The sequence below is a fragment of the Streptomyces sp. NH27 genome (assembly GCF_056859195.1).
Window position 1 is genome coordinate 1 of the sequence record NZ_JACEGK010000213.1, and the last position, 12,460, is coordinate 12,460.

Genomic DNA, 12,460 nt, shown 5'->3' on the forward strand with positions numbered 1-12,460 from the left:
CCCTCGGCACGTCGGAGGCCGCCCGATGAGTGCCCCCGCCGCCCGCCCCGCGGACGACCACGCGGACGACCACGCGGACGCGAAGCGCCGTACGACCGAGCCTCGCCGTATGGCCGGGCCGCGCCGTACAACTGAGCCTCGCCGTAAGCCCGGTGAAGGTCCTACGCCCGGTGAACGTCGTACGAGCGCGGTGCGGCTGCACGCCATGGCCACCGTGACCGTCGTGCTCGCCGCGTTCATCGGGGCGGTCGCCTTCTTCTGGCCGTTCGTCGTCGCGCCCGGCCGGTTCGGCGCCTCCTACGCGCCGCCGCTGATCTTCGGCGTGCTGCTCGTCCTGGTGCTCGCCGTCGTCTTCGCCGAGATCGCCGACGGCGGCATCGACGCGAAGGCGCTGGCCATGCTCGGCGTGCTCTCCGCGGTCAACGCGGCGCTGCGCCCACTCGGCGCCGGAACCGCCGGCGTGGAGACCGTCTTCTTCGTCCTGGTGCTGGCCGGCCGGGTGTTCGGCCCCGGGTTCGGCTTCACCCTCGGCTGCACCTCGCTGTTCGCCTCCGCCCTCCTCACCGGCGGCGTCGGCCCCTGGATGCCGTACCAGATGTTCGGCTGCGCCTTCGTCGGCATGCTCGCCGGCCTCCTCCCGCGCGCCCGCGGCAAGCGGGAAGTGCTGATGCTGGCGCTCTACGGCTCCGCGTCCGGCTACCTCTTCGGCTTCCTGCTCAACCTCTCCTTCTGGCCGTTCTCGCTCGACCCCGGCAGCTCCCTCTCCTACCTGCCGGGCCTGCCCTTCACCGCCCAATGGCACCGCTACCTCGCGTTCGACGCCGCCACATCCCTCGGCTGGGACACCGGCCGCGCGGTCACCAACTTCGTCTGCGTCCTCATCGCCGGCCCGGCCGTCCTCACCACCTTCCGCCGCGCCGCCCGCCGCGCCAACTTCGCCCCCGCGATCCACTTCACCGACCCGGCCTCGCCGCCGCCCTCGTCGCCGCCGCTCCTGTCACCGTCGCCACCCGACTCCGGCGGCAACTCGCCCGCGCGCCCCGTATAGTCCCGGCGGCCGGCGGGCGGGCGCCTGCCGGCCGACCCATGTGCCGGGCCGGTTCTGGACGTTGGCCCCGGCCGGCGTGCCGTCCCCCGGACAGCACTGTCAGAGCAGTTCGCCAGGGTCTGCGGCGTCGGCATCGCCGAACGGCACCGCGTCCCACGCCCGGGATGGGACACTGACGGAGCCGGCCCCGGGGCGACCAAATCGCCGCCACCATGGCCTGGTTCGACGGCTTCGACCTGATCAGGATCCGCGCCCCGGCCGTGCTGTCACCGATGGGCATCTGTGCCGCGCAGTCTGAACGACCCGGCAGGGCACATGGAACGAACGGGAGGACGGCGTTGACCGACCAGGGATTCTCCGCCGAGAAGATCGACACCGGCAGGCCCCATCCGGCCCGCATGTACGACTACTACCTCGGCGGCAAGGACAACTACGAGGTCGACCGCGAGGCCGCGCAGCGCGTGATCGACCTGTTCCCGGACATCGTGCCCATGGCGCGGGGCAACCGGAATTTCATGCACCGGGCGGTGCGGTACATGGCGGAGAGCGGTATCCGTCAGATCATCGACATCGGCACTGGCATACCCACCGCGCCCAACACCCACCAGGTGGCGCACGAGGTGTCGGCCGAGGTCCGTGTCGCGTACGTGGACAACGACCCGATCGTGGCGACGTATGCGGGGGCGCATCTGCCGGCTACGGGCAACACCGGCTTTCTCCTCGGTGATCTGCGCGACCCGGCGAGCATCCTGAATCATCCGACCGTCAGTGAGCTGATCGACTTCGGTCGGCCGGTCGGGTTGATGCTGGTGGCCGTCCTGCACTTCGTCCGGGATGACGAGGACCCCGCGGGGCTGGTCGCCGCCTACCGGGACGCGCTGCCCGCCGGCAGCCACCTGCTCCTCAGCCACACGACCGGCGACTTCCACCAACTGGACGGCGACGCGGGGGAAGCCCGCGACGTCTACCGGGACAAGGGAGCCACCGCCACGCTCACCCTGCGTTCCCACGACCAGGTGTTGCGCTTCTTCGACGGCTTCGAGCTGGTCGAGCCCGGCCTGGTCCAACCCCCGCTCTGGCGTCCCGACGGCCCGGTGCCCACGGAGCAGGAACTGGCGCGTGTCGGCTTCTACGGCGGCGTCGGCATCAAACTCTGACTCCCCGGCCCCCGTTCTGGAGTACCTGAACCTCTCGTCCAGCTTTGCCCATGCCCATGCCCATGCCCACGCCCACGACGCGGCGGAGGGCGTGACGGCTGGAGGAACCTGTGCGGGACGGTTTTTCTGCGGGATTCTTTACGCGGATGGCGCACGACACGCATCCGGTGGACTTGATGTGCCGCTACCTGCTCCATGGCTCGATAGAGCGGATCCCTGGCCTGTTGGTCGATCGGGAGACGCTGTCGTTCAAGCACCTGAGCCGGCAAGTCCGTGCCGCGGACCGCTGGAACCATGACGACGCGGACACGTTCTCACTTTTCATCAAGAGGAAGGCCCGCGGGCGGCTGTACGGCTTGGAGTTCAGAATCTACTTCATCGCCGGTGAGCCCTATGCCGACGCGGTGATTCCGTTCGGTGCGACTGTCGACCTGCCCCGGTTCATGCGCCACTTCCGTGGGCACTACGCCTCGGGGGGAGCTCCGGGTGACTGGGACTTCGACGTGTACACCGACGTGCGTGATCTCCGTGAGGGCGTCGTGTTGTTCGGCAACCACCGTGAGGTCTGGTTCCAGGTCAACCGCGGCCCGATGACAGCCGGCCGGTCCAAGCCGATTCCCTGGAACCGGGGCCGGCTGCCAACCGGCCGCCTCCAGGGCAACCAGTTCGGGACGAACGCCGTACTGAACGCGGGAAGTGCGATGTTCCCTGACCGTCATGATGTCGTCGACGGCATCTCGGCCGAGGCGCGGACGTACCGGCGGTACGTGGCCAGGCTGCACGATCCTCTTCCTCTGCGGGTGGGACGGCCGGCCCGCCCGGAGTTCGGCATGAGGACGCGGCGCTCCGTGCGTTGACCGAACCGGGTCACGCGACCACCAAAGCCGGTCGATCGCGGCGACGTACGCGGGGGCGCGTTCGGCCCGATCGATTGTCAGTGGCCGCCCCTAGAGTGCTCTCTATGGGAACAACGTCATTAGAACAGTTGCTGCGCGAGGGCCCGGAGGACCTCGCTGCCTGGCGCGCCTACAGCGACGTGCTGCTGGAACAGAACGACGCCCGGGGCAGGCTGATCGAGCTGGAACTGCGCCGCGCGCGCGAGGCGCGGGACCACGAACGCGAGGCACTGCAGCGCGAGATCGACCAGCTGACGAAGGAGCATCAGGAGAGCTGGGACGCCGAACTGCCGGCGGGAGTGACGACTGCCGCGCGCTGCCACGGCTTTGCCACCAAGGTGGCCATCGCCTGGTCGCAGGAGGCACCCGCACGCATAGCCGAGGCCCGGCAGGGCCGATTTGTGACCGCCCTGCGGATCCAGCCGGACACCACCGCCGAGGAGGCGGACGCCGAGTACTGGAGCCACGAGCCCGACTTCGACGAGGACGGCATGCCGCTCCCGCCGCCGCCTCATGAGGCCGACGGCCTCGCGGACCTTGACTTCGGCGGGATCCGTGAGCTGGACCTCTCGTACTTCCGCATCGGCGATCCCGGCGCCAAGGCCCTCGCCGCCGCGGCCTCGACCGGGCAGATCGAGACGCTCGACCTGCGCTACTGCGGCATCGGCAGTGACGGTGCGGCAGCCCTGGCCACCTCCGGGAACTTCGGCAACGTACGGCGGCTGCACTTCCAGCACAACCGGCTCACCGGCGAGGGTGTGCGCGCGCTGGCACGTCTCGAGCGGCTCGAGGAGCTCGACCTCCGCTACAACCGGATTGGCGCTGATGGCGCACAGGCCCTGATCGAGGCACCGTTCGCCGGTTCCCTCAAGCGCCTACTCCTCCACCGTAGGGACGTCTCCGACGCCGGTGTGAAGATGCTGGCGTCCGCCCCTCAGCTCCCGACCGCGCTGCGCAGCTTCTGGAGGAGCGTGTGAGCACCGAACTCCGTGACCGTTTCTTTGCCCTGTCGACCGGCTCGGCCGCCGAGGACGAGGCGGCCCGGTACCGCGCCGAGGTGGACGCGATCGACACCGAGGCGGCCGCCGTGATCGACGGGCTGGCGGTCTCCTGGCATCCGACGGCACGCTTCAAGGCGGTGCGTTTCGTCGACGCAGAGCGTATCGACGAGGCAGCGCGCGAGTTGTTCGCCCGGCCCAGCGAGGACGCGCCGCACCTGGCCGCAGTGTTCGTGGACCCGCGTGAACTGTCGTTCCGTACCTTCGAGAACATCGTGCCGCTGGACCGGCTCTTCACGGACGTGCCCCTGGAGCTCACGCTCACCGCGCCGGTCGAGCTCGCGCAGGACGCGTACGCGGCGCAGCTGCGGCTGCCGGACGCCAGCCGCGCCTGCATCGAGGGCCTGGACGAGCTGAACCTCTACGTCCCGCCGCTCAACTCCGGCTCCCGTGGTGGCGAACGCTACATCTTCCACTCGGCGTTGCTGGCCGATGCGCTCACCAAGGCGGTGTCCAAGGCGCTTCCCCAGGCGGTGCTCAACGGCTTCTCGCACGTGAATCCCGTGTTTCGATGCAACCGCTTCGAGCCCGGTGACGCCAACTTCCACCACCACCGGGACACTCCCTACTACGACGCCGCCAGCGGACACGTCTCCCGCTACACGGTGCTGCTCTACCTCACCGGCGGCTCGGGGGAGCCCGCACTCGACCTCACCGGGGGCACCGCCCTCACCGACATCGAGGCATTCACCTGCGTCATCTTCGACCAGCGGTACGAACACGAGGGCGCCCCCTACCGCCACGGCCGCAAGGTCTTTCTGCGCACCGAACTCATCTTCCACCAGGGCGAGTCCGGGGTCGCACACGACGCGGGGATCGGCGCGCTGTTCAGTAAAGCCTGCTACCTGACCGGCGAAAGTGTCTTCGCCCCGGAGCTTGCCCGGCACGCCGACACTTACTACAACCAGGTCGCCGCCGCACACTGGAACGGCCTGCGGGCCGGTGATACGGCGAGCGAGCCGTTCGTCCACAAGCGGTTCCGCGGGGTGGACTTCGTCGCGAACGGCTACGACTTCTGGTTCGCCAAGCACGCGGGACTCTCGCTCACCGAGTGCGCCGCGATCACGCTGCTCGACTACTTCAACTGCAAGCTCGGCGAGACGGCCTTCCGCGACGCATGCGGGTCGTCCGTGATCGAGGCCGCGGGCACGGATTGGATTCCCGGCTTCCTCGCCGAGCAGCGCGGCGAGGGCAGCCAACGCACAGCGGATGTCGTCGCGGCATTCGACAAGTCCCTGCTCTTCCCCGAGTCGGAGGAGATGAACGACACCTGCTGCCCGTTCCACTACTGGAGCGACTTCGCCGCCACACGCAGCGACAAGATCGTCGGCCTCAACGAGACAGCGCAGACCTTCGCCAAGGCGCACATCATGCCGGCGCCCATCCTCATGCTCGGCCAGGACGTGGTCCTCGACCCGGCGAAGTTCGTGGTCCGGGGCAACCAGATCCAGGTTCTCAGCAAAGAGTCGCTCGCCCCGGTGAACTTCGCGGCCTGCTGGAACTCCGGCGGCAGACCCGCGAATTACATCGATGTGGCGGCCACCGTCGGTGCGGCACACTTCCTTGTCCCGCCGATAGTCTTCACCGAGACGGACGACTGCTACCACCTGCAGTTCGACTTCTTCCGCAACACCTGGATGGTGAAGCACGAGCAGTCGCCGGTGCCCGTTCCCAGGATCCGCGACATCGACGAAATGGACTTCGACCCCGACGGCTGGGACACACGCGTCGAAGCGGCCGTGGCCTACCCCTGGATGGACGCGGTCGACCCCGCACTGATCGAGGAGCCCGCCGGGAAGCGCAAGACCGCCCCCTGGTGGACTGACGAAAGCCCCCTCGTCGATGAGTTCGTCGACCACCTCGAGGTGATCGCGGAGGAGCTCGACGACTACGACGACGAGGACGACGACGAGTGAGGAAGGGGACGGCGGAGGGCCGGAGCGGCCCCCGCCTGATTATCACCGCAGAAGCCGACATCACATGAGAAGTACCCTCCTCTGCCCTGGGGCCACGTGGTCAAGAGGGTAGGAGCCAGTTGTCGTAGCCGCGGGCGCGGAGGCGGTCGAAGGCATCGCGGACCCCTTCCGGGACGTGCTGTTCGATGGCGAAGCCGCGCTTGGGGTACTCCATGACCCGTTCCAAGTCGCCCATGAGCATGTCGATGAACTGCTTCTCGTTGTCGTGCGTCGTGACGTACTCGTCGTACGACAACGGCTGGGAGGCGCACACCGTCTCTACCTCGGGCCACAGCTTGCGGCACGTCGCGTAGGCGCGGCGCTGCATGTACGGCATGGAGATCAGGAGCAGGGTGGTGACGGGGATACCCGCGTTCTCCAGTACTTCGCGGGAGAAGCCGATGTTCTGGCCGGTGTTGGTGGCCTTGGGCTCCAACAGGATCGCTTGATCCGGCACCCCCAGGGAGAGCGCGTGCTCCCGGTAGTGGGTGGCCTCGCCCCGGGGAAACCTCGCCTTGGTAGCGTCGCTGGTGTCACCGGTGAAGACCACCGTCGGAAACATCCCGCGGTGGTAGAGCTCGGCGGTGGTGGCGGCCACGCCGAGGTCGAGGCCGCCGAGGGCGATCGCTGCGGAACAGGGCCTCGGCTGGTGGCCCATCTGGTGGAAGTCCCAGATAGCACGGGCGTCAGCCCGGTCGGCGTCACTGATCGTGGCTTGGTCGGTCACAGGTACTCCTCGCTGTTGAGGCTAGTGCTGTGACCGGGATGGTTCACCGTGATCGGAAGACGGCTTACGGGACGAGCGCGTTGCGCGAAACAACTGGTATTACTGGTGCATGCAGGAAGAAATCGCGCGCTCCGCAATCGACACGTTCGTCTCCGCGTTCAACGCCTCGGACGACAGCTATGTGACTGCGCTCCTCTCCCAGGCCCTGACCTCGGACGTGGTCTTCTGGGGGCCGTTGGGCCGCAGCGAAGGGATCGAGGCGGTCGAGCGGTTCGTGCTGGACATCCGGCGCCACCCGGCGGGGACCGGCACGATGGTGCGCTGCTCGGCGGTGGACATGCCTGGCGAGTGGGCCCGGTACCAGTGGGTCTTCACCACGCCGGATGGAGGCCCCCGTCTGGCGGGAACGGACGTCGTCCATCTGCGGCGGAGCCTCATCGACCAGGTTATCGTCTTCGCGGGGGAGATCGACCCGTCCGCCTCCTGAGTCATCCTTCTCTTGCGCCGGCCTTCTCCTGAACCGGCCCCGTCGGTGCTCCGGGGCTGCGGCTCGCGGTTGGTCAGGCTGCGGTGTTGAGGGGACGTCCGCCCCAGCGGATGCCTTTCTCGCTACGGATGCGGGCACGTTCCTTGCGTTCGGCGGCCAGGACGTCGCGGTGGCGGGCGTTGGCGTTGCGCCAACGCAAGTAGGCGTGTAGGGCCCGGGTCTGCACGGTGTGGTCGGGATGGTGGGAGTTGGCGATGGTGAACTGCCGCAGCGGTCCGAAGTGCGCCTCGATCGGGTTGGCCCAGCCGAATCCCGAGCGGGCCGAACTCGTCGAACGCAAAGACCCGGTCCGGGAACCGGTCCACCACTTCCTCGATCCGGTCCAGCTTCGCCGCGCGCTCGGGGTCCGGGGACTCCTTCCACGTCTTGGTGCGCTGGAAAGTGACGCCGCGCCGGGCGAGCAGGCAGCGTAACGCCTCGCGGCCGATGCGGATGACCCGACCGTGGACTTTACACAGGTAGGCGACGAGCTTGCGCAGGGACCAGCGGGTGAAGGGCCGGGATGTGTTGGTCGACGGTGAGTCCTCGCTCGGGGTAGATGATGAGCCGCTGTGTCGCGCCGACCATCATGGCGACGACCAGGTCTTCGTCGCCGATGGCGGAGGCGTAGTCGTCGTAGTTCATGGGTGCTGATGCGCAGATGGCGTCCATGGACGGCCAGAGCTTCCGCAGTGTTGCGTAGGCTCGTCGTTCCTCGTACGGCTTGCTGACCAGGAGGAGTGACGTCACTTCGACGCCGGTGGCTTCCAGGAGCTCCCGGGATTTCGTGATGTTCTCCCCGGTGTTCCTCGCCTCCGGCTCCAGCAAGACTGCTGATCCTGGTACGCCCAGTTCAAGTGCGCGCCTGCGGTAGTGCACGGCCTCGCCAAGTGGCATGCGAGTTGCGGATGTTGGGCTGGTGGCTCCGGTCATCACAACGAGAGGTGCCATGCCGCGCGAGTAGAGATCCGCGGTGGCGTCCGCCACGGTGAGGTCGTGACTGCCCAGGGCGATGGCGACGGAGCATGGGCGCGGTGTGTGGTGCATCTGCAGGTAGTCCCACAGCAGCAGGGCATCCGTGTGCGCCGTCGGCGAGAGGGTCACGCACGCTCTCCGTCCCGTGCCGAGTCCGGCACATCGAAGTCGTACTCCGTAAGTGACTCCTCTTCCCTGGCCCCCACCGGGGTCGGGGAAGAGGAGGCCACCACCCGGGGAAAGGTCTCCCTCAACACGCCTGAGAGGAAAGGCACTCCAGCTCAGGAGTTGCTGTGCCCGATCAGACGACGTCGAAGTCAGCGTCTCCTGTACGGACGAGTTCCAGGAGTGCGTCCCAGCCCGCCTGCGTGACGTGCAGTGCCGGACCGCTCTTGTCCTTCGAGTCGCGTATGAGGATGTCGTGGTGCGTCGGGAGCCGGTTGGCTACCTCGACGCAGTTGTTGCCGGTGCCGTCGCTGTAGGACGACTTGAACCAGGTATCCTCGGTGGCCAGTTGGTTGGCTGAAACGTAAGCGTTCATGGTCTCCTACCTTCGGGCTAGCTCTTCCAGGAACTCGATGGTGGTCTCGGGGGCCGAGGCCACGAGCCACATTGCCACGGCGTCGATGGCCAACTCCAGGTCGCCGGCCTGGGTGGTAAGTGTCTTGTCACGGTTCCTGTTGCGCAGGGCCGCGCGGGTTTCGGTGTGCTCGTTCCAGCCGGCGCGCTGCGCCGGTCACAGCGGAATCATCAATCAGAGGATTCTCCATTGCAGTTCGGAGTCGCCGTTCCTGATGCCTTCTATTCGACGATGGATCTCGGGAAGGCTGCCGGGGGCGTGCGCGATCTTCCGCGCGTTGGTCGATACCATCCGAAGCTCGCGGATGTCGCGCAGCGTTGCATAGCTTGGCAATTTGGTAACGTCGGCTCCATATGACTGCGCAAAGCCTCGGTAGTGCTGATCTCCGTAGCCGAAGCGGCGACAATGAACCTCGACGGTGACCAGATCCCACTCCGCATGGCCGAGCGATACGGTGTCCCAGTCGCACAGGACCACTCCACCACCCGGCGCGTGCAGCGCGTTACGATGCTGTGGATCTCCTTGCAACACACCGTGCGGAAGACGAAAACCCAGGCCGGACAGCTCGCTTGCCAGAAATTCCGCGCGCTCTTGCAGATAGGAGAGATCACTCACCGAGAGCGCTGTGATCCTGGAGAGGGATTTTCTTATCGCTCGCAGGTTGTCATGGTCGGGCAATGCGAAATCCGGAAGGCCACATGGTATGCAGAGCCCGGAGCGGATGAGCGAGCTGCTGGGCCGGTACGGGCTGGTCCGGTTGTGGAAAATAGGTCCAGAAGGTCACTGCATTTCCCTCGACGATGACGGGTTGCTCCACGTCGTGAAGGGGCGCGGTGGGGAATCCTGCGTCCATCAGCCACCGGGTGAAACGAACCGTACGTGCCACATCGGCGCTACGGGTGCCGTGCCTGGCGACCTTCACGACGACACCGGCATCCTCCAGCAGGACGACGGCATTGGTATGCCCACGAAGGAGACGAGGCCGGCCGGTGGGCAGTCCGGCGATGGCACATGCCTGCCTGAATATGCGGCTGAGTTCGATCTCATCGAACCCCCCGTGAAGGGGTGTCGGCGTTGTCATGGGTTCAGGCTCGCTGAACGTCGGGCCTGTTGTCACCTCCGGCCGGGTGACAACTCCAGTATCTCGCCAAGTTCTCGTGCGGCTCGACTGGCCCGTATGGCAGTGGGCAGCCTGTGGATTACCTCGCGTGCGCGTTCCCCGACCAGCGGCGTGCGGTGTGTGGGCGGCATCTCCAGGTACGCCCGGCCCGCGAGTTCGCATGCCTCGGCTGGGCTACGATCCCGTGCGAGCCCAATGGCGGCGCAAGGCCCACCGGTTCCGACGGGTGCGGCGGGCCTTTCCATGGGTGAAGACTCCATCCGCGCGCCACGGACGGAGCCTTGGGGTAACTAATTCGTCAGCCGAGGGGGGACTTCGACGACCGTCGTCCGAGTCCGTCCAACGGGGCAACGGCCGAGCGGTATTCGGTGACGAACCGTTCAACGGCGAGGCCAGCGAAGACGAGTGCCGTCCCCCTCGGCATGATTGAGGAGGACGGCAGCCCCGCTCAGGAGTTGCTGTGCCCGATCAGACGACGTCGAAGTCAGCGTCTCCTGTACGGACGAGTTCCAGGAGTGCGTCCCAGCCCGCCTGCGTGACGTGCAGTGCCGGACCGCTCTTGTCCTTCGAGTCGCGTATGAGGATGTCGTCGTGCGTCGGGAGCCGGTTGGCTACCTCGACGCAACTGTTGCCGGTGCCGTCGCTGTAGGACGACTTGAACCAGGCATCCTCAGTGGCCAGTTGGTTGGCTGGAACGTAAGTGTTCATGGCTTTCCTACCTTCGGGCTAGCTCTTCCAGGAACTCGATGGTGGCGTCGAGGCCGAGGGCCACACCCACCATCGTGTTGAACCGGCGGGTGAACCGCTCGACCTCACGGGGCTTGTCGCTGGTCGAGACGGCACCCCAGGCATTGTCCGTCTGCACCCGGGCAGGAAGTTCGCCCAGGTCGAGGATCGCAAAGTCGTTGGTGGACCGGTATCCCCTCTTGAAGGGGAGCACCTGGATCGAGATGTGGTCTCTCCTCGCCAAGCTTGCGATCTCCGTGTACTGCTCCCGCATCACGTCATCGTCTCCTACCGGAATCCTCAGCGCCGCCTCGCCGAGGATGACGCGAATCCGCACGGATCCGCCACGCTCCAGGACCCGTCGCTTCCGCTCCATGCGCAGCTCCACGTTGCGACGGATGAATTCGATGGTGTTGTCCTCGACGGGACGCTGCACCTCGAAGAGCGCCCTTGCGTACGCGTCGGTCTGGAGCAACCCGTGGACGACGGTGGGGTGGTAGGCGCTGATCGTCGATGCCTCAGCTTCGAGGCCGACGTAGTGCGGCATCCCCGCCGGCATGAAGGTGCGGTACTGGGTGAGCCACTCGTCGTCCGCACCCTCTCGGTTGAGTTCGACCAACTGCTCGATCAGTATCTCATCGGTGACCCCGTACCGCTTCAGAAGCGTGCGTAGATCTGCGGGGCTACGACGGAAGTTGAGCTCGCCGTTCTCGATGCGAGCGAGCGTCGGTTCCGAGGTTGCCTTGAGTCCCTTCACCGCCGCCTTGCGCGTCATCCCTCGCGCTCGGCCCTCTTCAACGGCCGGGCAGTTCTCGCGCAACTGCCTCATCTGGATGCCCAACTCCAGGCGCTGCCCGGTCGCGCCACGCTTCGCTGCCATCTGTGCACTACCCCCAAGCCGTGTGCGTGCTGTCTACCACCCAGTGCAGAATGTCACATCTCCTGCGCATCCTCAATAGCCTCTGTGCAAGCCTGCGCATAGTCCAATTCGCGCCTTCCAGAAATTTCTGAAGCGATTCGGTTGCCTCGCGGAGACCCTACGCGGCACGGTAGTTGGGCCAGCCGAGAACGCCGGGAGTGAGGGCGTGGGAGCCGGTCCGGGCTGGGCTGGTGCGCCGTCGCGCTGGTCCGTGAGATGCAAAGGAGTGAGGGTATGGCTGCCACCGCGCCGGGGCCGAAGCTCACCCCAGAACTGCGCGCCAACGAGTTGAAGATCGCCGTCCCCTCGATCGTCGACGAGCTGTCGCTGGTCATCGAGCGTGGGACGGAACAGACGGAGCAAGGTCGGCCCTCCTACGCGATCTGGGTGCGCCGCCTCCGCCGTATCGGTGCACAGAAGCTCAGCGCCTGCGGCTTGTCCTCACTCGTAGACGACGCCCAGCTCCTGATCAGCGAACTCGTGACGAACGGTCTCCGGCACGGCACTGGCCGGCAGGTCGTGTTCCGCCTCGTGATCACCGTGGACATGGTTGTCATCGAGGTAGAGGACGGCTCGCCTGATCGCCCCACAGTGCGGACAGTTGGCGTCGATGAGGAGAGCGGGCGCGGCATGTTCCTCGTGAACGCGCTGGCTGACTCGTGGGGAGTCAGCGAGGACGGAACAAGAACGTGGTGCACCCTCACGACGTCCGACTCGACTCGGAGGAGTCGGTCCCCCACCTGGCGCGGGCAAGTCGCCGAGCCGCCGTAGGC

14 protein-coding genes and 1 pseudogene are annotated in these 12,460 nt (G+C 66.9%); 7 read left to right on the forward strand and 8 right to left on the reverse strand.

Annotated features, from left to right (window positions below; translation table 11 throughout):
* The first annotated feature begins 205 nt into the window (after nucleotides 1–205).
* From AC13HU_RS18610 to AC13HU_RS18630, 5 genes are all read left to right on the forward strand, one after another.
* Complete coding sequence (locus AC13HU_RS18610) at nucleotides 206–1,048, forward strand: ECF transporter S component (RefSeq protein WP_483043030.1); 843 nt, start codon at nucleotides 206–208, stop codon at nucleotides 1,046–1,048.
* 338 nt (nucleotides 1,049–1,386) lie between these two features.
* Complete coding sequence (locus AC13HU_RS18615; protein ID WP_483043018.1) at nucleotides 1,387–2,205, forward strand: SAM-dependent methyltransferase; 819 nt, start codon at nucleotides 1,387–1,389, stop codon at nucleotides 2,203–2,205.
* Between the two features lie 146 nt (nucleotides 2,206–2,351).
* Nucleotides 2,352–3,062: a hypothetical protein gene (locus AC13HU_RS18620; RefSeq protein ID WP_483043019.1), complete on the forward strand. Its 711-nt coding sequence runs from the start codon at nucleotides 2,352–2,354 to the stop codon at nucleotides 3,060–3,062.
* Between the two features lie 104 nt (nucleotides 3,063–3,166).
* Nucleotides 3,167–4,078, forward strand: coding sequence for a hypothetical protein (locus AC13HU_RS18625; RefSeq protein ID WP_483043020.1), 912 nt, complete (start codon nucleotides 3,167–3,169; stop codon nucleotides 4,076–4,078).
* On the forward strand, nucleotides 4,075–6,075 hold the full coding sequence (locus AC13HU_RS18630) for a hypothetical protein (RefSeq protein ID WP_483043021.1): 2,001 nt from the start codon (nucleotides 4,075–4,077) through the stop codon (nucleotides 6,073–6,075). Before AC13HU_RS18625 ends, AC13HU_RS18630 begins: the two co-directional genes overlap by 4 nt.
* Nucleotides 6,076–6,175: 100 nt before the next feature.
* On the opposite strand, the gene AC13HU_RS18635 is transcribed toward AC13HU_RS18630, so the two are convergent.
* Nucleotides 6,176–6,841 carry a YdcF family protein gene (locus AC13HU_RS18635; protein ID WP_483043022.1) on the reverse strand — a complete coding sequence of 222 codons (666 nt, stop codon included), beginning with the start codon at nucleotides 6,839–6,841 and terminating at the stop codon, nucleotides 6,176–6,178.
* Nucleotides 6,842–6,950: 109 nt separating this feature from the next.
* Between AC13HU_RS18635 and AC13HU_RS18640 the strand changes: the two genes are divergently transcribed.
* Nucleotides 6,951–7,328, forward strand: coding sequence for a nuclear transport factor 2 family protein (locus tag AC13HU_RS18640; RefSeq protein WP_483043023.1), 378 nt, complete (start codon nucleotides 6,951–6,953; stop codon nucleotides 7,326–7,328).
* Nucleotides 7,329–7,401: 73 nt separating this feature from the next.
* Here AC13HU_RS18640 and AC13HU_RS18645 read toward each other — a convergent pair.
* The 7 genes and pseudogenes from AC13HU_RS18645 to AC13HU_RS18675 form a co-directional block, all read right to left on the reverse strand.
* Nucleotides 7,402–7,888 (reverse strand): annotated as a pseudogene (locus AC13HU_RS18645) (COG3415 family protein); the annotation flags it as partial.
* Entirely contained in the window at nucleotides 7,839–8,414 is a 576-nt protein-coding gene (locus AC13HU_RS18650; protein WP_483043031.1) for a YdcF family protein, read from the reverse strand. The gene AC13HU_RS18650 and the pseudogene AC13HU_RS18645, both read right to left, overlap by 50 nt.
* A 229-nt stretch (nucleotides 8,415–8,643) precedes the next feature.
* Nucleotides 8,644–8,883 carry a DUF397 domain-containing protein gene (locus AC13HU_RS18655; protein WP_483043024.1) on the reverse strand — a complete coding sequence of 80 codons (240 nt, stop codon included), beginning with the start codon at nucleotides 8,881–8,883 and terminating at the stop codon, nucleotides 8,644–8,646.
* A 213-nt stretch (nucleotides 8,884–9,096) separates the two neighbouring features.
* Nucleotides 9,097–9,537, reverse strand: a complete 441-nt coding sequence (locus AC13HU_RS18660) for a phosphotransferase family protein (protein ID WP_483043025.1) — start codon at nucleotides 9,535–9,537, stop codon at nucleotides 9,097–9,099.
* Nucleotides 9,538–9,586: 49 nt separating this feature from the next.
* Nucleotides 9,587–10,003 carry a hypothetical protein gene (locus tag AC13HU_RS18665; protein ID WP_483043026.1) on the reverse strand — a complete coding sequence of 139 codons (417 nt, stop codon included), beginning with the start codon at nucleotides 10,001–10,003 and terminating at the stop codon, nucleotides 9,587–9,589.
* A 507-nt stretch (nucleotides 10,004–10,510) separates the two neighbouring features.
* A complete protein-coding gene (locus AC13HU_RS18670) occupies nucleotides 10,511–10,750 on the reverse strand; it encodes a DUF397 domain-containing protein (protein WP_483043027.1) in 240 nt (79 codons plus the stop codon).
* A 7-nt stretch (nucleotides 10,751–10,757) separates the two neighbouring features.
* On the reverse strand, nucleotides 10,758–11,648 hold the full coding sequence (locus AC13HU_RS18675) for a helix-turn-helix domain-containing protein (protein ID WP_483043028.1): 891 nt from the start codon (nucleotides 11,646–11,648) through the stop codon (nucleotides 10,758–10,760).
* Nucleotides 11,649–11,921: 273 nt separating this feature from the next.
* Between AC13HU_RS18675 and AC13HU_RS18680 the strand changes: the two genes are divergently transcribed.
* Complete coding sequence (locus tag AC13HU_RS18680) at nucleotides 11,922–12,458, forward strand: ATP-binding protein (RefSeq protein WP_483043029.1); 537 nt, start codon at nucleotides 11,922–11,924, stop codon at nucleotides 12,456–12,458.
* Nucleotides 12,459–12,460: the final 2 nt, after the last annotated feature.

What these genes read in the sequence shown, in the direction of transcription:
- AC13HU_RS18610 (WP_483043030.1), top strand. Translation starts at nt 206, where the DNA reads ATGGCCACCGTGACCGTCGTGCTCGCCGCGTTCATCGGGGCGGTCGCC.
- AC13HU_RS18620 (WP_483043019.1), top strand. Translation starts at nt 2,352, where the DNA reads ATGGCGCACGACACGCATCCGGTGGACTTGATGTGCCGCTACCTGCTC.
- AC13HU_RS18625 (WP_483043020.1), top strand. Translation starts at nt 3,167, where the DNA reads ATGGGAACAACGTCATTAGAACAGTTGCTGCGCGAGGGCCCGGAGGAC.
- AC13HU_RS18640 (WP_483043023.1), top strand. Translation starts at nt 6,951, where the DNA reads ATGCAGGAAGAAATCGCGCGCTCCGCAATCGACACGTTCGTCTCCGCG.
- AC13HU_RS18650 (WP_483043031.1), bottom strand. Translation starts at nt 8,414, where the DNA reads ATGCACCACACACCGCGCCCATGCTCCGTCGCCATCGCCCTGGGCAGT.
- AC13HU_RS18655 (WP_483043024.1), bottom strand. Translation starts at nt 8,883, where the DNA reads ATGAACGCTTACGTTTCAGCCAACCAACTGGCCACCGAGGATACCTGG.
- AC13HU_RS18665 (WP_483043026.1), bottom strand. Translation starts at nt 10,003, where the DNA reads ATGACAACGCCGACACCCCTTCACGGGGGGTTCGATGAGATCGAACTC.
- AC13HU_RS18670 (WP_483043027.1), bottom strand. Translation starts at nt 10,750, where the DNA reads ATGAACACTTACGTTCCAGCCAACCAACTGGCCACTGAGGATGCCTGG.
- AC13HU_RS18675 (WP_483043028.1), bottom strand. Translation starts at nt 11,648, where the DNA reads ATGGCAGCGAAGCGTGGCGCGACCGGGCAGCGCCTGGAGTTGGGCATC.
- AC13HU_RS18680 (WP_483043029.1), top strand. Translation starts at nt 11,922, where the DNA reads ATGGCTGCCACCGCGCCGGGGCCGAAGCTCACCCCAGAACTGCGCGCC.